Annotated in this window: 23 protein-coding genes; 21 read left to right on the forward strand and 2 right to left on the reverse strand. The window is 58.5% G+C overall.

What is annotated here, in order from left to right:
- Positions 1–53: 53 nt before the first annotated feature.
- Entirely contained in the window at positions 54–845 is a 792-nt protein-coding gene (locus tag BLU07_RS05730; RefSeq protein ID WP_197675069.1) for a sulfite exporter TauE/SafE family protein, read from the reverse strand.
- 98 nt (positions 846–943) lie between these two features.
- On the opposite strand from BLU07_RS05730, the gene aroC reads away from it, so the two are divergent.
- From aroC to BLU07_RS05745, 3 genes are all read left to right on the forward strand, one after another.
- Positions 944–2,035, forward strand: coding sequence for a chorismate synthase (aroC, locus tag BLU07_RS05735; RefSeq protein WP_092385018.1), 1,092 nt, complete (start codon positions 944–946; stop codon positions 2,033–2,035).
- Between the two features lie 36 nt (positions 2,036–2,071).
- A complete protein-coding gene (locus tag BLU07_RS05740; RefSeq protein ID WP_092385020.1) occupies positions 2,072–3,220 on the forward strand; it encodes an MFS transporter in 1,149 nt (382 codons plus the stop codon).
- 62 nt (positions 3,221–3,282) lie between these two features.
- The gene (locus tag BLU07_RS05745) at positions 3,283–3,810 is read left to right on the forward strand and encodes a cupin domain-containing protein (protein ID WP_092385022.1); all 528 of its coding nucleotides are present in this window, start codon (positions 3,283–3,285) and stop codon (positions 3,808–3,810) included.
- Between the two features lie 67 nt (positions 3,811–3,877).
- Here BLU07_RS05745 and BLU07_RS05750 read toward each other — a convergent pair whose 3' ends face one another.
- The gene (locus tag BLU07_RS05750) at positions 3,878–4,456 is read right to left on the reverse strand and encodes a Maf family protein (RefSeq protein ID WP_092385024.1); all 579 of its coding nucleotides are present in this window, start codon (positions 4,454–4,456) and stop codon (positions 3,878–3,880) included.
- A gap of 110 nt (positions 4,457–4,566) precedes the next feature.
- Between BLU07_RS05750 and BLU07_RS05755 the strand changes: the two genes are divergently transcribed.
- The 18 genes from BLU07_RS05755 to BLU07_RS05840 all read left to right on the forward strand — a co-directional run bounded on the left by BLU07_RS05755 (position 4,567) and on the right by BLU07_RS05840 (position 22,146).
- The gene (locus BLU07_RS05755) at positions 4,567–5,088 is read left to right on the forward strand and encodes a YceD family protein (protein WP_092385026.1); all 522 of its coding nucleotides are present in this window, start codon (positions 4,567–4,569) and stop codon (positions 5,086–5,088) included.
- A 20-nt stretch (positions 5,089–5,108) separates the two neighbouring features.
- Positions 5,109–5,291 carry a 50S ribosomal protein L32 gene (gene rpmF / locus BLU07_RS05760; RefSeq protein ID WP_092385028.1) on the forward strand — a complete coding sequence of 61 codons (183 nt, stop codon included), beginning with the start codon at positions 5,109–5,111 and terminating at the stop codon, positions 5,289–5,291.
- 3 nt (positions 5,292–5,294) lie between these two features.
- Positions 5,295–6,308, forward strand: coding sequence for a phosphate acyltransferase PlsX (gene plsX / locus BLU07_RS05765; protein ID WP_092385030.1), 1,014 nt, complete (start codon positions 5,295–5,297; stop codon positions 6,306–6,308).
- A gap of 79 nt (positions 6,309–6,387) precedes the next feature.
- Positions 6,388–7,335, forward strand: coding sequence for an ACP S-malonyltransferase (gene fabD, locus BLU07_RS05770; RefSeq protein ID WP_092385032.1), 948 nt, complete (start codon positions 6,388–6,390; stop codon positions 7,333–7,335).
- 1 nt (position 7,336) lies between these two features.
- A complete protein-coding gene (fabG, locus tag BLU07_RS05775; RefSeq protein WP_092385034.1) occupies positions 7,337–8,080 on the forward strand; it encodes a 3-oxoacyl-ACP reductase FabG in 744 nt (247 codons plus the stop codon).
- A 184-nt stretch (positions 8,081–8,264) separates the two neighbouring features.
- Positions 8,265–8,501, forward strand: coding sequence for an acyl carrier protein (gene acpP, locus BLU07_RS05780; protein ID WP_092385036.1), 237 nt, complete (start codon positions 8,265–8,267; stop codon positions 8,499–8,501).
- A gap of 224 nt (positions 8,502–8,725) precedes the next feature.
- A complete protein-coding gene (gene fabF, locus BLU07_RS05785) occupies positions 8,726–9,964 on the forward strand; it encodes a beta-ketoacyl-ACP synthase II (RefSeq protein WP_092385038.1) in 1,239 nt (412 codons plus the stop codon).
- Between the two features lie 8 nt (positions 9,965–9,972).
- A complete protein-coding gene (gene pabC / locus BLU07_RS05790) occupies positions 9,973–10,803 on the forward strand; it encodes an aminodeoxychorismate lyase (protein ID WP_092385040.1) in 831 nt (276 codons plus the stop codon).
- A complete protein-coding gene (gene mltG / locus BLU07_RS05795) occupies positions 10,800–11,876 on the forward strand; it encodes an endolytic transglycosylase MltG (protein ID WP_092385042.1) in 1,077 nt (358 codons plus the stop codon). Before pabC ends, mltG begins: the two co-directional genes overlap by 4 nt.
- Positions 11,873–12,505: a dTMP kinase gene (gene tmk / locus BLU07_RS05800; RefSeq protein WP_092385044.1), complete on the forward strand. Its 633-nt coding sequence runs from the start codon at positions 11,873–11,875 to the stop codon at positions 12,503–12,505. The genes mltG and tmk overlap by 4 nt, the downstream gene beginning before the upstream one ends.
- Positions 12,498–13,490, forward strand: coding sequence for a DNA polymerase III subunit delta' (locus BLU07_RS05805; protein ID WP_092385046.1), 993 nt, complete (start codon positions 12,498–12,500; stop codon positions 13,488–13,490). The genes tmk and BLU07_RS05805 overlap by 8 nt, the downstream gene beginning before the upstream one ends.
- 74 nt (positions 13,491–13,564) lie before the next feature.
- The gene (locus BLU07_RS05810; RefSeq protein WP_092385048.1) at positions 13,565–13,921 is read left to right on the forward strand and encodes a PilZ domain-containing protein; all 357 of its coding nucleotides are present in this window, start codon (positions 13,565–13,567) and stop codon (positions 13,919–13,921) included.
- Positions 13,922–14,066: 145 nt separating this feature from the next.
- Positions 14,067–14,843: a TatD family hydrolase gene (locus BLU07_RS05815; protein WP_092385050.1), complete on the forward strand. Its 777-nt coding sequence runs from the start codon at positions 14,067–14,069 to the stop codon at positions 14,841–14,843.
- A gap of 278 nt (positions 14,844–15,121) precedes the next feature.
- On the forward strand, positions 15,122–17,275 hold the full coding sequence (locus BLU07_RS05820) for an adenosylcobalamin-dependent ribonucleoside-diphosphate reductase (protein WP_092385052.1): 2,154 nt from the start codon (positions 15,122–15,124) through the stop codon (positions 17,273–17,275).
- A gap of 43 nt (positions 17,276–17,318) precedes the next feature.
- Positions 17,319–18,020: a TSCPD domain-containing protein gene (locus tag BLU07_RS05825; protein ID WP_092385054.1), complete on the forward strand. Its 702-nt coding sequence runs from the start codon at positions 17,319–17,321 to the stop codon at positions 18,018–18,020.
- Between the two features lie 225 nt (positions 18,021–18,245).
- The gene (locus BLU07_RS05830) at positions 18,246–19,163 is read left to right on the forward strand and encodes an AAA family ATPase (RefSeq protein ID WP_092385056.1); all 918 of its coding nucleotides are present in this window, start codon (positions 18,246–18,248) and stop codon (positions 19,161–19,163) included.
- On the forward strand, positions 19,163–20,113 hold the full coding sequence (locus BLU07_RS05835) for a DUF58 domain-containing protein (protein WP_092385058.1): 951 nt from the start codon (positions 19,163–19,165) through the stop codon (positions 20,111–20,113). Before BLU07_RS05830 ends, BLU07_RS05835 begins: the two co-directional genes overlap by 1 nt.
- Positions 20,110–22,146, forward strand: coding sequence for a transglutaminase TgpA family protein (locus BLU07_RS05840; protein WP_092385060.1), 2,037 nt, complete (start codon positions 20,110–20,112; stop codon positions 22,144–22,146). The genes BLU07_RS05835 and BLU07_RS05840 overlap by 4 nt, the downstream gene beginning before the upstream one ends.
- Positions 22,147–22,165: the final 19 nt, after the last annotated feature.

The following is a 22,165-nucleotide window of genomic DNA, read 5'->3' on the forward strand; positions in this document are numbered from 1 at the left end:
GGAGCGTGTTGGCGGGCAATCCACCATGGCGCCGAGCCCTGAAAGGGCAATATCTATACCAATGCCTGCCATACCAAACGTAACGCAAGCAGAGTCAGAAGACCATTGAAAATCCAGCCGAAGTGCTGGTTGCTCAGGCGACCGAGCAGTTTGATGCCTATCCAGGTGCCGATGGCGCCAGCGGCTACCATCAGCAGCATCAAACCTAGCCAATCATGGAAAACAAAGCCCGCCACGCCATAGACAACGGCCTTGGACGCATGTTGCAGGCTCATGGCAGCGGCAAAAGTGGCGACCGTAGAGAAGCGCTCGCCAGCCTGTTGCTGTTTGATAAAGGCCGCGACCAGAGGCCCGGTGGCACCGACAAACATACTGATAAAAGTGGTTACCCCGGCTGCGATGAGGGTGCCCACGCGACCGGTCGTCAGTTTCGGGATTGCCGGGCCCCAGACCAGCAGCATAATAAAGGCAGCAATGCAGAGCTGCACCAGCGCCAGTGGCAGATCGACCAGCAGCCAACTGGCCAGCCAGGCACCGATGATTACCCCGGGCACAAAGCTGGCAATCACCCGCAGGTTGATGTGTCGCAGGGTGAGCAAGGCACGGTTCAGATTGGAACCTAACTGGACGATGCCATGCACTGGAATAATTGCCGTCGCCGGCATCACCATGGCCATCACCGCCAGCAAGAGCACGCCACCGCCAATACCGACCGCAGCGGTGATGATTGAGGTGAACAAGGCCAGGGCGATCAGCATGACGCTGATGGCGGGGCTGAGATCGGCAGGCAGTAGTTCCAGCATGGCGAATCCGGGATGAAAGTCAGTCAGCGATAATAGCAGCATCGGCCGCCTGGAGGCCGCCAGCGAACGGGTGCAAAGGGTGTGGTTGGCGGCTGCTCAGGGTATACTCTGCGTTTTGTCCATTACTGCAGGTAGCGCGCATGTCCGGTAATACCCTGGGAACCCTGTTCACCGTCACCACCGCTGGCGAAAGCCATGGCCCGGGGCTGATGGCCATTGTTGACGGCTGTCCACCGGGCATTGCATTGAGCGCGGAAGATTTGCAGGCGGATCTGGACCGGCGCAAGCCGGGCACCAGCCGACATACCACCCAGCGCCAGGAGGCCGATCAGGTCGAAATCCTCAGTGGTGTTTTCGAAGGTGTTACCACAGGTTGTCCGATCGGTTTGCTGATTCGCAATACCGACCAGAAATCCAAGGATTATTCAGCGATCAAGGACCAGTTTCGTCCTGCGCATGCCGATTACACCTACCACCATAAGTACGGTGTACGGGATTACCGTGGTGGTGGGCGCAGTTCGGCGCGAGAAACCGCCATGCGGGTAGCGGCTGGCGCCATCGCCAGAAAGGTTCTGGCTGCGCAGGGCATTCAGGTGCGTGGTTATATGAGTCAGCTGGGTCCCTTGAATATCGAGTTCAAGCAATGGCAATCGGTCAGCGAGAATGCCTTTTTCTGCCCGGATCCGGATCGTGTCGCCGAGCTGGAAGCCTATATGGATCAGTTGCGCCGCGACCAGGATTCGGTCGGAGCGAAGATTACCGTCGTAGCCGAGGGTGTGCCGCCGGGCCTGGGTGAGCCGGTGTTTGATCGGCTGGATGCTGAGCTGGCCTATGCCCTGATGAGCATAAACGCCGTCAAGGGCGTTGAAATCGGTGATGGCTTTGCGTCGGTTGCCCAGCGCGGTACTGAACACCGTGACGAGATGACCCCGGATGGTTTTCTCAGTAACCATGCCGGTGGGGTTCTCGGAGGCATTTCTTCGGGGCAGCCGTTGATTGCCCATCTGGCGTTGAAACCGACCTCCAGCATTACCACACCGGGCCGTTCGATTGATCGTTTCGGTCAGCCGGTGGATATCATCACCAAAGGTCGCCATGACCCCTGTGTCGGCATTCGCGCCACACCGATTGCCGAAGCCATGATGGCCCTGGTACTGGTTGATCACCTTATGCGTCATCGGGCGCAGAATGCCGATGTGCGGGTGACAACGCCGGTTCTGGGTCAGTTGTGACGGTTGTACCGGGCGTTAAAGCCCGGTTGTGATCTGATGCCCTATTGGCGCCTGTCCGGTTTCTATTTTGCCTATTTTGCTCTGCTGGGCGGCGTAGCGCCGTTTCTTGCTTTGTATTTTGCCCATCTGGGGTATTCGCCGGCACGCATTGGCGAGCTGATCGCCATCCCCATGTTGATGCGCTGCCTGGCGCCCAGCCTGTGGGGATGGCTGGGCGACCGCAGTGGCAATCGCTTGCTGATTGTGCGCGCCGGAGCATTGCTCACTGCCATCATGTTCAGCGCTATTTTCTGGCGCCAGGACTATCTCTGGCTGGTCTGGGTGATGGCCAGTCACAGTTTTTTCTGGCACGCCATCCTGCCGCAATTCGAGGCCATTACCCTGGAGCATCTGGGCGATCGCTCTGCACGCTATGCGCAGATTCGCCTGTGGGGTTCCATCGGCTTTATCGCCACCGTGATTGGTCTTGGCGGGCTGATGGATGTTCACGGCCTCGGGCTGTACCCGGCAGCCATGATGGTCATCATGGTATTGATCAGTGTGTGCAGTTTCTGGGTACCACGTCCGACGGTCATGTCCGGAGCACGGGTGCGCGGTAACCTGCGCGCTTTCTTGCGCCAATTGCGCCAGCCTGGCGTCGTTGCCTTTTTTGTCGCCGTGGCGCTGATGCAGTTGTCCCATGGTCCTTATTACACGTTTCTCAGCGTCCATCTGGAAACCCTGGGCTACAGCCGCAGCATGATCGGGTTGCTCTGGGCGCTGGGGGTTGTGGCGGAAATCGTTCTGTTCATGCTGATGGTGCGGGTGCTGGCGTGGCTCAGCTTGCGGCAATTGCTGATTGGCAGCTTGTTGCTGGCGGCCGTGCGCTGGGTATTGATTGGCACCCAGGCAGACCAGCTTGGTGTATTGCTCTTTGCTCAGTTGTTGCATGCGGCGACCTTCGGCAGCTTCCATGTTGCGGCAATTCATTTTGTCCAGCGACACTTTTCCTCGGCTTCTCAGGGGCAGGGACAGGCGTTGTATGCCAGTTTGTCGGGGGTGGGTGGTGCCTGTGGCGCACTCTATGCCGGTTACAGCTGGCATAGTCTGGGCCCGGCCTGGACCTTTGCCATAGCCAGTGTGGCGGTGGTTGTCGCCGCCATACTGTTGCTGCGCCGGCTGCCGGCATCTGCGACCATTGGCTAGGCAGGGTTTCGGTTGCCGGGACGGGTCCCTATACTGGAGGAAATCCTGTTTGTGAGTAGCGCATGCCCCTGTTAGCCATCTATCCCCGTGACCGTCTGATGTTTCCTGACAAGGTGTTGACCCACGACGAAGATATTCAACGGCACCTCACGGGCCTCACGGTCGGTCTGCGCTCACTGGCAGCCCCGCCGGTGGCTGAATTTGAAGCGCCAGAGGCCTTCCTCGCCCTGTTGGTCGAGCAGCATGATCTGGCTGTATTCGATTATGCAGAAGTCTTTCATCACACCGCGCCACCGGCCTATGCCGAGCAGGTCGATGCTCAGGCGCAGACGGTGCATCGCCATGCTCAGCCCACTGCACGCTGGTTGCTCAAGGGCGGGGGCAGTTTTTGTCTGTTTACTGCCGGTGAGCTCTATTACCTGGATTGTGCCCCTGGTGATTTGCTGCTGCTGCCGGCTGGCATGCCGCATGCGTTCTTGCCGCGGGTCGGTCAACCCGGGTCTGTTTTGCGGCTGGCAGCGAAGGTCGAGGATCTCACCAGCCTGGATAGCCCTGATTGCTCGCTGGAAGGTTTTCAGCCGCTGGATTAAGGTGCTGCTGCAAGACTTCCTGCCGCATCTGTGTTTTCAGCACCCCTATCAGCGCCCCTTGATGTTGTCAGGGTAGCTGCACCCCTTCATTGCGCAACATGGTACAGAGCCTGATCAGCGGCAAGCCGATCAGGCTATTGGGATCATTGCCATGCAGTGCCTCAAACAGACTGATACCAAGGCCTTCGGATTTGAAGCTGCCGGCGCAATCGTAGGGCTTCTCGGCCTGAAGGTAGCGTTCGATTGTGGCATCGTCCAGCGTGCGAAAGACGACATCAAAAGGCTCTATTGCCGTTTGCATCTTGCCGGTGCGACTGTTGAGCAGGCACAGAGCGGTGGAAAAGCGGATCCGCTGGCCACTGCAGCGCTGCAGTTGGGCAACCGCTGCAGCGTGGTTGTCAGGTTTGCTGACAGCTTCGCCGTCCAGCAGCAGGACCTGGTCGGAGCCGATAATCAGATGCTCGGGGTAGGCAGGGGCCAGTGCGCGAGCCTTGTTTTCGGCCAGACGCAGGCAGAGCGCTGCGGCATTTTCGTCGGGCAGCGGGCTTTCGTCGATATCCGGACTGGCGCAGTCAAAGTCAAGACCGAGGCGAGCCAGCAGTTGGCGCCGATAGGGTGAGCTCGAAGCCAGAAGCAGGGCGGGCATGCAGGTATCTCCGTTTTTTGCCGTGGTGCGGCAGTTTAGCGTGAAAAATCCGACCTTTGGCGCCAAATAGCTTTGACAGCAGGCGCGCTGCTCCCTAGAATTGCGCGCTTATGTCTGGACCCATACCCGAATTCATTGATCCGCGTCGGCTAGCGGATCGCGGCGTCACCCTGCAAGGGGCAATCAGCGCCGATCGTTTGCCCCGTCTTCTGGCTGCAGTCAATGCGGTTGCTGATGAGGTCAACGTTGTGTTGAACTTTGCACGTGATGAACAGGGGCTGGCCACTTTGCACGGGCATTATCAGGCACAAGTGGAAATGACCTGTCAGCGGTGCCTGGAGGGTGTAACCCTGCCACTGGATAGCCGCTGCGAGGTCGGGTTTGTGGTCAGTGACGAGGCAGCCAGACAACTGCCACGTCATTATGAACCGGTCATTGTGGATGATGAAAAGCTCAATCTTCTGTCGCTGATTGAAGAAGAGCTGCTGCTGGCATTGCCGGCAGTACCCATGCATCCTTTGGAAAAATGTCAGCACCCTGACGGCTTTACGCCGGATGAGGGCCCTGAAGAGGAGGAGGCCGAGCGCCCCAACCCCTTCAGTGTGCTGGCCAAGTTGAAACGCGATACCTAAAGCTCAGGAGCTTAAACGTCATGGCTGTACAGCAGAACAAAAAGTCCCGTTCCGCACGTGGCATGCGTCGTTCGCACGATGCATTGACCTCACCGGCCCTGTCGGTGGATAACTCTACCGGTGAAACCCACCTGCGTCACCACGTGTCTCCGGACGGTTTTTATCGTGGTCGCCAGGTCGTCAACAAGGACAACGACGAATAAGTCTTGTCCCCGTCAGTCCGACTCGCGATTGATGTAATGGGTGGGGACTTCGGTCCCCGCTGCATTGTCCCCGCTATTGCCCGCAGTTTGTCGCGCCTGCCTCAACTCGACGTTATTCTGGTTGGTGCCGAGCCTGCTTTGCAGTCCGCCCTGGCTGCTTGCCCGCTACCCGCTGAACGGGTCAGCTTCCGTTATACCTCTGAAGTCATTCTCGCTGATGATCCGCCTGCCAGTGTTCTGCGCCGCAAGACCGATGCGTCTATGCGCGTTGCGCTTGAACTGGTGCGTGATGGTCAGGCTGCCGGCTGCCTCAGCGCGGGTAATACCGGCGCGCTGATGGTGCTGTCGCGCTCGATTCTCGGTACCTTGCCCGGTGTTGACCGGCCAGCCTTCATGGCTGCTCTGCCCGTGGCCGGCAAGGCCTGTTATTTGTTGGATCTGGGGGCGAATGTCGATTGTACTGCGGATCAGCTGTTTACTTTTGCCATCATGGGGTCGGTTGCGGTCAGCGAGTTGGCGGGAATGCCGGCGCCGCGCGTCGGTCTGCTGAATATTGGTACCGAGTTGCACAAGGGTAGTCAGCGTGTCCGTGAAGTAGCCGAACGGCTGCACAATTGCCCGCAACTGAACTACGTTGGCTCGGTAGAAGGCGATGGTCTGTTTCGCGACCAGGCGGATGTGGTGGTATGTGATGGCTTTGTCGGCAATGTGGTGCTCAAGGCCAGCGAAGGCCTGGCGGACTACCTGCAGGAAGAGATGCGTCGGTCCCTGGATCAGCAGCCGTTGATGCGGTGGTTGGCCCCCTTGTTGCGGCGAGTAATCGCGCCGGTACGTGAACGCCACGACCCGGCCTTGCACAACGGCGCCAGCCTGCTGGGCTTGCGTGGAGTGGTAGTAAAAAGTCACGGCGCAGCCACTGAACGGGCCTTTGCGGCGGCAATTGAGCGCGCCTGTTTGATCAGTCAGGCCGGTTTGCCGCAGCGCATTGCCGAACGGCTGGCTGGTTCCGGACTGTGACCCCGCCTGCGTGCGGGGCTTCCAACAACGCAACGGGCACTCAGATTGCCCAGGATTTTACAACAACGAGGACAGTGGCATGAAGCAATCCCTTGCTTTCGTTTTCCCGGGTCAGGGCTCCCAGGCGGTTGGCATGTTGGCCGCCCAGGCGGAAGGGCACGCAGTGGTCAAAGAGACCTTTGCCGAAGCGTCCGAAGTGCTCGGTTATGACTTGTGGCAACTTTGCCAGCAGGGCCCGGAAGCCGATCTGAATCGTACCGATCGCACCCAGCCTGCCATTCTCACTGCTTCAGTGGCATTGTGGCGCCTTTGGTGCGCACAAACAGGTGTGCGCCCGGCTTTTGTTGCGGGTCACAGTCTGGGTGAGTACTCGGCGCTGGTGGCTGCCGAGGTCATCAGCTTTGCCGATGCTGTTCGGCTGGTTGAGCGGCGTGGACAGTTGATGCAGCAGTCGGTACCCGAAGGGCAGGGCGGAATGGCGGCCATTCTGGGCCTGGAAGACCAGCAGATCATCGATATTTGCGCTCAGGTTGCGAATGGCGAGGTGGTCAGTGCGGTCAACTTCAATGCGCCGGGGCAGGTAGTGATAGCCGGTCAGGCGTCTGCAGTGCAGCGTGCGGTGGAGGCCTGCAAGTCTGCAGGGGCCAAGCGTGCGATGCCTCTGCCGGTCAGTGTGCCTTCTCACTGCGCCCTGATGCGTCCCGCCGCCGAAGAGCTGGCGAAGGACCTGGCTGCGCTGCAATGGCAGCAACCCGGGATGACTCTGGTGCAGAATGTCAGCGCTGCTCCGGCAGAAAATCTCGATAGCCTGCGCGAGCAACTGGTTGAGCAGTTGTACAGCCCGGTACGCTGGGTAGAGTCTGTGGCCTGGATGGCCGAGCAGGGCGTCTGTGACTTGGTTGAATGTGGCCCGGGCAAGGTGCTCAGCGGTCTGAACAAGCGCTGTGCCAAGGGTATTGGCACGCACAATATTGACAGCGTTGACGGTCTTGCCGCTGCGCTGGCTGCACTTGAACAAGGAGTTTGATATGAGTTTGCAAGGAAAAGTAGCGCTGGTTACCGGCGCCAGCCGGGGTATCGGTCAGGCGATTGCCCATGCGCTGGCGGCTCAGGGCGCTACCGTGATCGGGACGGCTACCAGTGATCAGGGGGCGGCAGCCATTGGTGAGACGTTGAGTGCAGCCGGTTACAAGGGCACCGGGCTGAAGTTGAATGTCTGCGATGCCGAATCCATTGCCAGCGTACTGGAAACCATCAACAAGGATTTCGGCGCACCGGCAATTCTGGTCAACAATGCCGGTATCACCCGTGACAATCTGCTGATGCGCATGAAGGACGAGGAGTGGGACGATATCATCAACACCAACCTGACCTCGGTCTACCGTCTGTCAAAAGCCGTATTGCGTGGCATGAGCAAAGCGCGCTGGGGCCGTATCATTAATATCAGCTCGGTGGTCGGCGGCATGGGCAATGCCGGTCAGGCAAATTATGCTGCGGCCAAGGCCGGGCTTGAGGGGTTTACCCGTGCCCTGGCGCGGGAAGTGGGCTCGCGCGCTATTACCGTGAATGCGGTGGCCCCCGGTTTTATTGATACCGATATGACGCGTGAACTGAACGACAATCAGCGCTCGGCCATGCTTGAGCAGATCCCGCTCGGTCGTTTGGGTGCTGCTGAAGAAATTGCCGCGACTGTCGCTTTTATCGCTGATGAGCGTGCCGCTTACATCACCGGGGCGACAATTCCGGTCAATGGTGGCATGTTTATGAGCTGAATGGCTGGTCACGCAGCCACTGTCGTGGCATGCTTTGCGTCTGGCAAGAATCAACCGGGTCGAAGCGGACTTTCTTTGACCATTTGCAGGTAGAAGTGATTCGCGCTTGAAAAGTCGCAAATTGTTTCTATAAACTACGTGCAGTCCGGTATCTCGGCACTGCAAACAGGAGTGAGAACAAGGTATGAGCACCATCGAAGAACGCGTCAAGAAAATCGTAGCCGAACAACTCGGCGTCAAAGAGGAAGAAGTAACCAACAGTGCTTCTTTTGTTGAAGATCTTGGCGCTGACTCCCTGGACACCGTGGAGCTGGTCATGGCGCTCGAAGAAGAATTCGAGACCGAAATTCCGGATGAAGATGCCGAGAAGATCACCACCGTTCAGGAAGCAATCGACTACGTGAACGCTCACCAGAAGTAATCACGCAGTCAACTGAAAGGTTGCAAAAGCCGCAGTACCCATACGGGGCTGCGGCTTTTTTATTGCCGGGCTGTCGGTTAAGCCCGCCGGGGCAAGAGAAGGTTGCCGTCCGTCCTGTTTATCCGGACAATAAGCCGAATTTCGGCACCCGCTCTGTGGCGATGGGCATTAACAGTCAGCCGCCAGCGGGGCCCAGGTTCAGAGCAGATAATAAGGAGTGCGCTGTGTCGCGTAGACGCGTCGTGGTAACCGGTTTGGGTATGTTGACCCCTCTGGGCAACACCGTGGAGCAGACTTGGCAGGGTGTGGTGGCCGGCAAAAGCGGCATCGCCACCATCGAGCATATGGATGTCAGCGCGTTTGGTACCCGTTTCGGGGGGTCGGTACGCGATTTTGACCTTACGCCCTATATGGAGCCGAAAGAAGCGCGCAAGCTGGATCTGTTCATTCAATACGGTATTGCCGCGTGCGTGCAGGCCTTGACTGACTCCGGGCTCGATATAACCGATGCCAACCGCGATCGCATCGGGGTTGCCATGGGGTCCGGCATTGGCGGGCTGACCAATATCGAGAAAAACGTTGAGGTGCTGCTGAACAGCGGCCCGCGACGAATCTCCCCTTTCTTTGTGCCAGGCTCGATCATCAATATGGTTGCCGGCTACCTGTCGATCAAATATGGCCTGCAAGGCCCCAACTATGCAATTACCACGGCCTGCACCACAGGTACGCACAGTATTGGTATGGCGGCGCGCAACATTGCCTATGGTGAGGCCGACGTCATGGTCGCCGGTGGCTCGGAGATGGCTACGACCGGGTTGGGGCTGGGTGGCTTCAGTGCTGCACGGGCACTCTCAACGCGCAATGATGATCCACAGGGTGCCAGCCGCCCCTGGGACCGTGGTCGCGACGGGTTTGTACTGTCCGACGGCTCCGGTGCCCTGGTGCTGGAAGAGTACGAGCAGGCCAAGGCGCGGGGCGCCAATATCTACGCTGAAGTGATCGGTTTCGGCATGAGTGGCGATGCTTTCCATATGACGGCCCCTCCGGAAGATGGTCGTGGCGGAGCCAAGTGTATGGCCAATGCCCTCAAGGATGCCGGGGTAAACCCGGATTCAGTGGGGTATATCAATGCCCACGGAACCTCGACGTCAGCAGGTGATATTGCCGAAACGCAGGCAGTGAAAACCGTATTTGGTGCGCATGCCGGCGACCTGGCAATCAGTTCGACCAAATCCATGGTTGGCCATTTGCTGGGTGCCGCCGGCGCCGTGGAAGCCATTTTCAGTGTGCTTGCACTGCGTGACCAGGTTGCGCCACCGACTATCAACCTGGATGATCCGGATGATGGCTGCGACCTCAATTACGTGGCTCACGAGGCTCAACAGCGCAAGCTCGAGGTCGTCGTGTCGAATTCCTTCGGTTTTGGTGGTACCAACGGCAGTCTGGTTTTCCGCCGCCTCTGAGGAGCACCATGGTCGAGCTCAGCCCGGGTTTCACCTTGATTGATGGCCAACCGTGCACGGAGCTCAATGTGCGTGACCGCGGGCTGGCCTATGGGGACGGGCTGTTTGAGACGCTGCGGGTAGCACAGGGTCGCATCCCCTTGCTGGAACAGCATCTGGCGCGACTGAGTCGCGGGGCAGACCGTTTGCACATTGCCTGTGATACCCGGCTGTTGGCGCAAGAGCTGTCGCAGCTCGCGCTGCAGCTGGGTGGCGGTATTCTGAAGCTGATCCTCACTCGCGGTGACGGCCAGCGAGGCTATGCCTTGCCAAAGCCCCAGCGCCCCCGGCGTATTGTCCAGGTGGCTGCCTTGCCGGCCTATCCGCCCGCCCATGCCGAGCAGGGGGTTTGTTTGTATCCCTGTGCCACTCGTCTGGGCCAGCAGCCCTTGCTGGCCGGAATCAAACACCTCAATCGACTTGAGCAGGTGCTGGCACGGGCGGAGTGGGATGATCCTGCCTATGCCGAAGGTCTGGTCTGTGACCAGCAGGGCGCGCCCGTAGAGTGCACCGTGAGTAATCTTTTTCTGCGCTACCAGGGAGGGTGGTTGACGCCGGCGCTGGATCAGTGTGGTGTACAAGGTGTCATGCGTGATTACCTGTGCACGCAACTGGACGCAGTGGGGCAGCCGGTTGGCGTGCGGCCGGTGACTCAGGCTGAATTGCTGGCCAGCAGTGAGGTCTTCTGCTGCAATAGCGTTTTCGGTGTCTGGCCGGTTATCGGGCTGGGCAGTCAACAGTGGTCTATCGGCCCTCACACTCGTCAGGCGCAAGCCCTGGCGCAACAGGTTCTGCTGTGAAAGCTTTCGTTAAATATACCGCTTTGCTACTGATTTTTCTTGTCGTTGCCACTGGCAGCGTGCTGACCTGGGGGTACTTCACCTTGCAGCAGACGCTTGCGCAACCCCTGGCTATCACTGAACCGCGGACCCTTGAGGTTGAGCCCGGAACCTCTCCCGGGCGTCTGCTGGCTTCACTGGAGCGCGATGGCTGGTTGCAGCGGGCCGAATGGTTGCGACGATACTGGCAGTTTCAGACGCCGGAAGCAGTGCTGCAGGTGGGTGAATACGAGGTGCCGGCCGGAATAACCGCGCAGCAACTGCTCGGCATGCTGCAGCGGGGTGATGTCGTCCGCCGTCAGGTCACCCTGGTTGAGGGTCGGACCTTTCAGCAGTTCCGCCAGGTGTTGGCAACCGCTGAACGCTTGCAGCAAACCCTGTCGCTGGAACTGACTGCGGAAGAGGTCATGGCCGAACTGGGCCTGGCCGGTGAACACCCGGAAGGGCGCTTCTTTCCGGATACCTATCAGTACACCCGCAGTACCAGTGATCGCGACATACTGCTACGGGCTTATGAGCGCATGGCAACCACTCTGGAAGAGGTATGGGCGCAGCGCGCGGACGACCTGCCCATCGAGACCCCCTACGAAGCCTTGATTCTTGCCTCGATCATTGAGCGGGAAACCGGTGCGCCCCATGAGCGCGGCGAAATTGCCGGGGTGTTTACCCGGCGTCTGCGCATTGGTATGCGACTTCAGACCGATCCGACGGTGATCTATGGCATGGGCGATGCCTATGAAGGGCGCATTCTGCGCCGTCATCTGCGTGAACCAACGCCATGGAACACCTATACCATTGATGGACTACCGCCCACTCCGATTGCCATGCCGGGTCGTGAGGCCTTGCTGGCTGCAGTGAATCCCGAGCCGGGCAGCAGCCTGTACTTTGTTGCCCGCGGCGATGGCACGCACAAATTTTCCGACAATCTGCGCGAACATAACCGCGCGGTACGCAATTATCAGATAGAGAACCGGGCGGACAACTATCGCTCGAGTCCGGCGCCTAATCCCCCGGCAGAGGAAAGCCAGCCATGAGTGGTTTGTTCATAACTCTGGAAGGACCGGAAGGCGCAGGCAAGTCCACCAATCTGCACTACCTGGCAGAGCATTTGCGAGCAGCGGGTTGCGAACCCTTGCTGACGCGTGAGCCGGGCGGTACGCCGGTCGCAGAAGAAATTCGCTCGGTGTTGCTCAGTCAGCACAGTGAGCGCATGGACGACGATGCCGAGTTGTTGCTGGTATTCGCCGCCCGTGCGCAACACCTCAACAGCTTGATTCGCCCGCAACTGGCAGCCGGCAAGGTGGTCATCAGTGACCGTTTTACCGATGCCACCTATGCCTACCAGGGTGGTGGCAGGGGGATTGATCCGGCGCGCATTGCGGTACTGGAGGACTGGGTGCAGGGTAGCCTGCGGCCTGATCTGACGCTGATTTTTGATCTGCCGGTGGAAGTCGGTATGGCGCGTGCCCGGGCTCGCAGCGCCCTGGACCGCTTCGAGCAGGAGCATGTGGACTTCTTCCAGGCAGTGCGCAGCACTTACCTGGAACGCGCCGCCGCCTTTCCGGAGCGCTACCGCGTCATTGATGCCAGCGTCCAGCTGTCCGCAGTTCAGCAACAGTTGCACGCCGTGGTCGAAGAGATTCTGGAGCGTTGGCATGACTGATGCCGCGCAGCCCTGTCCCTGGCATCTGGCTGACTGGCAGCAGCGGGTCAGTCGCCAGCAACAGCCACATGCCTGGTTGTTTTCCGGCCCGGCGGGTATCGGCAAGCGGCAATACGCCAATGCGCTGGCTGCCAGCCTGCTGTGCAGTCAGCCGGTACCCGGCCCAGCCTGCGGACAGTGTCGTAATTGCCTGCTGGCCCAGGCGGGCACTCACCCGGATTGGCTACTGCTGGAACCCGAAGAAACCGGCAAGATGATCAAGGTGGATGCGGTGCGTCAGCTGGTGGACTTCATGGCGCAGACTGCCCAGCAGGGCGGGCGCAAGATCATTGTTCTGCATCCGGCCGAAGCGATGAACCACAATGCCGCCAACGCCTTGCTGAAATCGCTGGAGGAGCCGACCGCAGATACCTATTTGCTGCTGATCAGTGATCAGCCAAGCCAGTTGCTGCCGACTATCCGTAGCCGCTGTCAGCAGGTCAGCCTGCCGCTACCGGATGCGGCTACTGCGCTGGCCTGGCTGCAGCAAGCGCAGCCTGAACTGGGTCAGGAGGCTGCGGAACAGTTGCTTGTCATGTCTGCCGGTGCTCCCTTGCGCGCACTGGAGCTGGATGCTCAGGGTGCCTTGAGCTGGCGGGCCGAGGTTGTCGCCGGGATCAAACAACTGCTTAAAGGTGAGCAAGGGGCATCATCCCTGGCTGAACGCTGGAAAGCCGTGCCCCTGATCTTGCTGCTGGACTGGTTTTGTGACTGGACGCTGGACCTGCTGAAATACCGTCAGGGTGTCGGTCAGCTGTGCACCAATGCCGATATGGATAAAGTCCTCGGCTATATGGCCGACAGAGTGGATATGCTCGCCTTGCAGGAATGGCAGGACTGGTTGCTGGCCCATCGCGGCATGCTGTTGGGCAAGGCCAACCTGAATCGGGTGTTATTGCTGGAAAGCTTGTTATTGCAGTGGAAACAACTGGTACAAAGGCGTTAGTCTAGACCTAGGCATTACAAGGATTTAGTGTATTGTCTTAGAGTAATCATTCATTCGAAGCGGGAACATCGACGATGAACAACCCAGCTGCTCCAGGTCCGCGTAATGGCATCCTGTCGCTGACCATCAAGGACAAGTCGGTTCTCTATGCCGCCTACATGCCCTTTGTAAAGCATGGTGGGCTGTTTATTCCGACCAACAAGCATTACCGCCCGGGTGATGAAGTCTTTATGCTGCTCAACCTGATGGATGAGCCGGAAAAAATCCCCGTTGCCGGCAAGGTGATCTGGATTACCCCGCGTGGTGCCCAGGGCAACCGGGCTGCCGGGATTGGTGTTCAGTTCAGTGACCAGGACAATACTGCGCGCAGCAAGATTGAGACCTACCTGGCCGGTGCGCTTAAATCGGACCGTCCTACGCATACCATGTAGCTGCAGGTGAGCAGCTGCAAGCTGCAAGCAAAACCAGGCCTGAACACCGTGTCATTGTCACGCCGCCCGGCCTCTGTCCTTTGTTATACCACAAGCTTCGACCCGCTTGTTGCCAGAAACCAGCGCCAGCTGCTGAGAATTATTTATGTTGATTGACTCCCATTGCCACCTGGATCGTCTCGATCTGACCGCCCATCAGGGCTCCCTCGACAGCGCACTGGATGCTGCCCGTGCGCGAGGCATCGGCAAGTTTCTCTGTATCGGTGTGGATGCCGCCAATGCCCCGGTGGTCAAGGGGCTGGCGGAGCAGTATGCCGATGTCTATTGCAGTGTAGGGGTTCATCCGCTGGATTTGGCCGCCAATGGGCAGGCCAGCCTCGACTGGTTGTTGCAGGCGATCGACCATCCCCGCGTGGTCGCCATAGGTGAAACAGGGCTGGATTACCATTACCATCCGGAGCACGCCGAGGCCCAGCAAGCGTCATTTGCTACCCATTTGCAGGCCGCCAGGCAAAGCGGTAAACCGGTGATTATTCATACCCGTAGTGCCAGGGAAGATACTCTGCGCCTGCTGCGAGAAGCGGACCTCGCAAACACGGGCGTTCTGCACTGCTTTACCGAAGACTGGAACATGGCCCGGCAGGCACTGGATCTGGGCTATTACATTTCGCTCTCGGGCATTGTCACCTTCCGCAATGCCAGCGATCTGCGTGACGTGGCCAGGCAGGTTCCTGCTGACCGCCTGCTGGTTGAAACCGATTCGCCTTATCTGGCTCCGGTACCGCATCGCGGCAAGCCCAATGAGCCTCAGTTCGTGCATGAGGTCGCCAGCTTCCTCGCCGAGCTACGTGGTGAATCTCTGGAGCAACTGCAGCAGTCAACCACTGATAATTTTCATCGTCTGTTTCCGCTGGCTGTTTGATGCAACGTCGATAGCCCGACATTGTTCGGTACATTGATCCGACGGACTGAATCTGGTCCCGTATCCGGTGAGAGTCACGCCCTGCAAGGCCTCTTCATTCGTCAACCCTCATGCAACAAAAAAAGCTTGCTATTGGTTGTTGATATTTACCATATCTAGGTCTAGGATTTGCAAAATCACACAACAGATAGTGTTTTTGCCGGCCGACGCACCAAAAGGGATATGCCCTGTCATGGTGCTTCACAGGCACCATGAAGACGCCAACAAGGGAGAAAACAATGAGTCAGACAGCCAAGGTGCAAAGCCTGCGCAAAGTGGTCAACAGTATTCCCCTGCAGCCCGCCTCCGAGGACATCTGGGATACCAAGTACCGACTCAAAACCAAGGACGGCACGCCGATCGACAAGAACGCTGACGAAACCTATCAACGGGTTGCCCGCGCTCTGGCCGACGTGGAAGCACCGGATGCCCGCGAGCACTGGTACGAACAGTTCCTGTGGGCCTTGCGTCATGGCGCCATCCCTGCCGGCCGGATTACGTCGAATGCCGGTGCGCTGGAGCACAAGCCCGCCACCTCGACCATCAACTGCACCGTTTCGGCGACTGTTGGCGATTCGATGGATGACATTCTGGCCAAGCTGCATGAGGCCGGGCTGACACTCAAGGCCGGCTGCGGTATCGGTTACGAATTCTCGACCCTGCGTCCCAGAGGGGCTTACGTCTCGGGCGCTGGCGCCTATACCTCCGGCCCGCTGTCGTTTATGGATATCTACGACAAGATGTGTTTCACCGTGTCCTCGGCCGGTGGGCGTCGTGGCGCACAGATGGCGACCTTCGATGTCGGCCACCCGGATGTCATGGACTTCATCAAGGCCAAGCGCGAAGACGGTCGTCTGCGTCAGTTCAATCTGTCGCTGCTGATCACCCAGGATTTCATGGAAGCCGTTGAAGCCGACGCCGACTGGAAACTGGCTTTCCCGCTGACCGCAGAAGAGGCCGAAGCAGACGGCGTTGATCTGAATGATGAAGAACAGGTGATCTGGCGCGAGTGGCCCAACAGCCAGCGCTACCTTACCCGTGAAGACGGCCTGGTTGCCTGCCGGGTGTTCCGCACGCTGAAAGCTCAGCGCATCTGGGACATGATCATGACCAGCACCTATGACTTCGCCGAGCCGGGTTTTATTCTGATTGATCGCGTCAACCAGATGAACAACAACTGGTTCTGTGAAGAAATTCGTGCGACCAACCCCTGTGGTGAGCAGCCGCTGCCGCCCTATGGCGCTTGCCTGCTGGGTTCGATCAACCTGACCCTGTTCGTGCGTGAACCCTTCACTGACAAGGCCTGGTTCGACTGGGATGAATACCGCCGTGTGGTGGACGTCTTTACCCGCATGCTGGACAACGTCGTGGAAATCAATGGTCTGCCGCTGGAACAGCAGCGTAACGAGATCTTTCGCAAGCGTCGTCACGGCATGGGCTTCCTTGGCCTGGGCTCGACCATGACCATGTTGTGCATGAAGTACGGCGACGAGAAATCCCTCGAGTTTACCGAGGAAGTCTCCAGGGAAATGGCCCTGCAGGGCTGGCGCACAGGCCTTCAGCTGGCCGAAGAGAAGGGCGCCGCGCCCATCATGGATGAAAGCTTTACCGTGACTGAAGCCATGTTGGCCAAGCGTCCGGATATGGTCAAAGACGGTTTCAAGGTCGGTGACGAGGTTGCCGGCAAGGTACTGTGGGCCAAATACAGCCGTTATATGCAGCAGGTAGCCGGTGAAGATCCGGCGCTGGTCGAGGCATTGGCCGAGAAGGGCTCACGCTTTACCCATCACAGCTCGATCGCACCGACCGGGACCATCTCCCTGTCGCTGGCCAATAATGCGTCCAACGGCATCGAGCCGAGCTTCGCCCATCACTACTTCCGCAACGTGATTCGCGCCGGCAAGAAGTCAAAGGAAAAGGTTGATGTATTCAGCTTTGAACTCCTGGCTTACCGTCACTTCATCGACCCGGAGGCGCTGCCGAGCATGGATGCGGCCACTCGCAACCTGCCCGATTATTTCATCGCTGCGGATGATGTCAGCCCGATCCAGCACGTGGATGTACAGGCTGCGGCACAAAAGTGGATCGATTCCTCGATCTCGAAAACCGCCAACGTGCCGACCGATTATCCCTACGAGGATTTCAAGGATATTTACCGTTACGCCTATCGCCAGGGGCTCAAGGGCTGCACCACTTTCCGTTTCAATCCGGAAGCCTTCCAGGGTGTATTGGTCAAGGAAGAAGATCTGACCAATACCACGTACCGCTTCAAGCTGGAAGACGGCAGCATGATCGAGGTCAATGGCAACGAAGAGATCGAGTACGATGGCGAGCTGCACTCGGCAGCCAACCTCTACGACGCTCTGAAAGAAGGTTACTACGGTAAATTCTGAACCTGATCAGCAAGCCCTGCCATGGCAGGGCGAGGACACCAAGATGGCATTGAAAATCAACAGCAAGATTGTCGACTACGCCGTAGTCAAAGCCGACGCAGAGGCCAAAGAACTGGCCGCCGCGGCAGCACTTCCCGATATCGAGGAAATGCACGAAAAACTCAAGCGCCCGCAACAACTTGAGGGCAGCACCTACAAGATCAAGACCCCGGTCTCCGAGCACGCACTCTATGTCACCATCAACGATGTGGTGCTCAATCCGGGCAGTGATCATGAGAGCCGGCGCCCGTTCGAGATTTTTATCAACTCGAAGAACATGGAGCATTACCAGTGGATCTCGGCTCTGACGCTGATTATCTCTGCGGTGTTCCGCAAGGGTGGGGACTGTACTTTCCTGGTTGAAGAACTGCGCAGTGTGTTCGATCCGAAGGGCGGTTACATGAAGCGTGGTGGCCGCTGGATGCCTTCTCTGGTAGCCGAGATCGGTGATGTCATTGACCAGCATTTGAAAAAAATCGGCATGATTGCCGATGAGATGGATGAGCATCAGGCCGCTTATCTGGAACAGAAACGCGCTGAATTCATGAGCCTGAAACCGCAGGCCCAGACCGATGCCAGCTGTGATGATGCCACTGAAAGCTACCCGCCCGGAGCGCAGATGTGTGGCAAGTGTCATACCAAGGCCGCGGTGCAGATGGATGGTTGCATGACCTGCCTGAACTGTGGCGAAAGCAAGTGCGGCTGAGCGACTGACCTTGTTCTGAAAACCGGGGCGCCATCAGGTGCCCCGGTGTTCGTCACCCCCTCCATTCCCGGTCGTTATTGACTGTCTTTCATTCAATCCGGCTTTCGCCTGAACAACAAGCTGTTACAAGCCATTGCCCGTTGCTTTGCATTCTGCGTCACAGGCCCTAACATCAGTAGCACTGCAGTCGCTTTGACTGAGAAGTTGGATGGATAAGGAAGCTACATGAAGGATACGTTGACCCAGGCTATGGCCGAAATCGATCGGGTACTACTGGGCAAGCAGCACGCAACGCGTCTGGCGGTCGCCTGTATTCTGGCCCGCGGTCATTTGCTGATTGAAGATCTTCCGGGGATGGGCAAGACCACGCTGTCGCAGGCACTGGCCAAGGTCATGGGTTTGAGTTACCAGCGCATTCAGTTCACCAGTGATCTGTTACCCGGTGACATTCTCGGAACCTCGGTATTCGATCGCAATACGGCCCAATTCGTGTTTCATCCCGGCCCGGTGTTTGCCGAACTGGTGTTGGCTGATGAAATCAATCGGGCCACGCCGAAAAGTCAGAGTGCCTTGCTCGAAGCCATGGAGGAAGGCCAGGTAACCGTTGATGGCGCCACTCGCCCGTTGCCGGATCCGTTCTTCGTCATTGCTACGCAAAACCCGGTATCACAGGGCGGGACCTTTCCCTTGCCGGAATCACAACTGGACCGTTTTCTGATGCGCTTGTCGCTGGGCTATCCCTCGTCAGCGGCGGAGAAATCCCTGTTGATGGGTGCCGGGCGTCAGGTGCGGCTGGAGCGAGTCGAGCCAGTATTGCAGCGTGACAAATTGCTTGCCCTGCAAGCGGCAGTCCCCGAGATTACCGCGAGTGAAGCCATCGTTGACTACATCCTGCGCCTGGTCAATCGTACCCGTGAAAGTCAGGTTTGTGCCTGGGGGCTATCGCCCCGCGCCAGTCTGGGTTTGCTGGCGGCTGCCCGCGCCTGGGCCATGCTTGAGCACCGTGATTATGTCATCCCCGAGGATGTCCAGGCCGTGTTGCCTTCGGTAGTCAGTCACCGGCTTCGTGCCAGCGAAGATCCAGCGGGGCATGGTGGTGGTGGTTTGGCGCAATGGTTGCTGAATGAGGTGGAGGCCATCTGATGGCGTGGTTCCGTGCCTGGTTTCAGCGCTGGTTGAAGCGCCGCATACCGGCCGCGCGGGAGGTCACGCTGAATCACCGGCGAATTTTCATTCTTCCCAGCCGGGCCGGTCTGGGCTTGTTGCTGTTGCTGGCCATCATGTTGATTGGCGCGATCAATTATCAGAACAGCCTGGTGTATGGCGTCACTTTTCTTCTGGGTAGCCTGTTCTGGGTCGGGCTGCATCATACCTACCGTAATCTGGCCGGGTTGCAATTGCGCGCTACCGGAGGTGCTCCGGTATTTGCCGGGGAAAATGTTCCCCTCAGTCTTACGTTGGCGGCTCCGCGACGCCTACAACAGTCGTTGGTCCTTGCCTGGCCGGACACGCAGCCACAGAGAGCAGATGTAGGCAAGAAGGATGAAGCCCAGCTCACCCTGTATCATCCCGCACATCAGCGTGGCTGGTTCAGTCCCGGTCGCTTGCGCATTGAAACCCGGTATCCATTGGGCTGGTTTGTTGCCTGGAGCCTGATTGACTTGCGCTGGCAGGTGCTGGTCTACCCGAAGCCGCTGCAGGCCGACCTGCCGCGTCAGCCCGGGCATGGACAGGATGACGAAGGTGAGCCGGGTTTGAATGAAGGGGTGGATGATTTCCAGGGGTTGCGACACTATCAACCTGGTGATTCCAGGCGGCGTTTGGACTGGCGTGCCTGGTCGCGGGGCCAGGGGCTGCACAGCAAGGTATTTGCCGAACCGAGCCAGACGACCTGGTGGCTGAACCTGGATCAGGCACCAGGCGCCGATCTGGAGCAGCAATTGAGCTATCTGACTGGCTGGATACTGCAGCTCGAACAGCGTCATGAGCCTTATGGTCTGGCCATGCCCGCTATTCGACTGGGCCCGGCGCAGGGTGAGCGCCATCGGGATGCCTGCCTCAAAGCCCTTGCCTTGTATGGAGTGTCAGCGTGAGTGTTGCCGCCCTGATTCCGCGTAACAGTCTTGCCTGGTTACTGACCGCGCAAATAGTCGTGCTGGTGCCGCACCTGCCCCGTTTGCCATTCTGGGTAGCGATCGTCTGGCTCGGTTGTGCATTGTGGCGGGTGCAGATTCAACGCATGCGCTGGCGCTACCCGGGCACTGTGTTCAAGGTCTTTGCTCTTGTTGGTATCAGTGCAGGTACTTTTCAGGCGCAAAGCACGCTCATTGGCCTGGACGCAGCGGTGATGCTTCTGTTGCTGCTGTTCATGCTCAAACTGCTCGAGATGCGCAACCCGCGTGACGCCCTGGTAGTGGTCTATCTCGGCTTCTTTATCGTTGCCACAGCCTTTCTGTTTGATCAGGGTATACCACTTGCGCTGTATCAATGTTTCTCTTTGCTGGTATTGGTATCGGCACTGGTTGGCTTGCAACAATCACCCGGACGCAATGATCCGGCGCGCGCCATGCGTACTGCCGGCGTTCTGTTGCTGCAAGCCATACCGCTGATGCTGGTATTGTTCATGCTTTTTCCGCGCATTGGGCCACTGTGGTCGGTCAACGCACCGGGGCAGGGTGCGACCACCGGGCTGTCGGAGAGTATGTCACCAGGCGATATTGCCGATCTGGCACGCTCCAGTAACCTGGCCTTCCGGGTCAGTTTCGATGACGAGATTCCGGCACAGAGAGACCTGTACTGGAGGGCACTGACCCTGAGTACCTTCAATGGCCGTGAATGGTCCCATTCGCAGCTGTCCAGTCAGGCGTTGACGCGGCCATGGCAGCCGCAGGGTGAACCGGTCAGTTATCAGGTGCTGACCAGTGCCAGCCAACAGCAATGGGCATTCAGTTTGCGCGGCGCTACCAGTGAGGATGACAGCCTGGTACTTACCCGCGACTTCATGCTGCAAGCACGCCGCCCCTTTACCAAGACGACCGCTTACCGGGCAACGTCATGGCCAGACAGCCTGCTTGATCCCGAAGAACTGGACCCTTTGCAGCAACGCTTGTATCTGTCACTTCCGGAAGGCAGCGATCCACGAAGCCGCGCCTGGGCCGAAGAGCTGCGCCAAGAGCATCCAGAGGATGAAGACCTGGTGGCTGCCCTGTTGCAGCATTTCAATCGCGAACCTTTCTATTACACCCTGCGACCACCGACCTTGGGTCGACATACCAATGATGAGTTCCTGTTTGAAAGCCGGCGCGGTTTCTGCGCCCATTATGCCGGAGCCATGGTGTTCGTTTTGCGCGCCGCAGGCATTCCTTCACGGGTGATCGCCGGTTACCAGGGCGGCGAGATCAATCCAAACGGTAATTATGTGCTGGTTCACCAGTTCGATGCCCATGCCTGGGTCGAAGCATGGTTGCCGGGGCAGGGATGGGTTTCAGTTGACCCGACCTTCCAGGTTGCTCCCGAACGTATCGAACAAGGCTTGCAGCAAGCATTGCAGGGGGAGGGCAGCTTTCTCGAGGATTCACCGCTGTCAGCTGCACGGTATCGCAATATCGATTGGGTCAACCGGTTGCGATTGAGCTGGGATGAAGTCAATTTCCAGTGGCAGATGCGTGTGCTGAATTATCAGAGTGAGCGTCAGGGTGACTTTTTCCGGCGTTGGCTGGGTACCGCTGACTGGCAGCGGGTTGCCGTGGTTATGATGGCTGCGGCTATACTGGTGATGGTCCCGTTGGCGCTCTGGACCCTGCGTCCCGGCAAGAGGGCGCGTGACAAGCGCATACGTGCCTGGCAACGGCTTGACCGTCGTTTGCAGCGCATCGGCTTGCAAGCCCGGCGCGGTGAAGGGCCTCGCGGCTGGCAAGAGCGGTTGTGTGCCGCCTTGCCACAGCAGCGTGAAGCCATTGACGCTTTTTTTAACGAGTATGAGCGCTTGACGTACGCGAGCAATGAAGCGCCGAACACGCTGCAATTGCAGCAGTTGGACCAGCGCCTGAAGACTCTGTTAAGCAAGCTTCCACGCCGCCGGCCACGCGCGCCCAGCCGGGAATTGCCTGCGACCATGAAGTCATGATGTGGATGATGGCTTGCCG

It is taken from the genome of Halopseudomonas salegens (assembly GCF_900105655.1).
In the GTDB taxonomy this organism is placed as follows: Bacteria; Pseudomonadota; Gammaproteobacteria; order Pseudomonadales; family Pseudomonadaceae; genus Halopseudomonas; species Halopseudomonas salegens.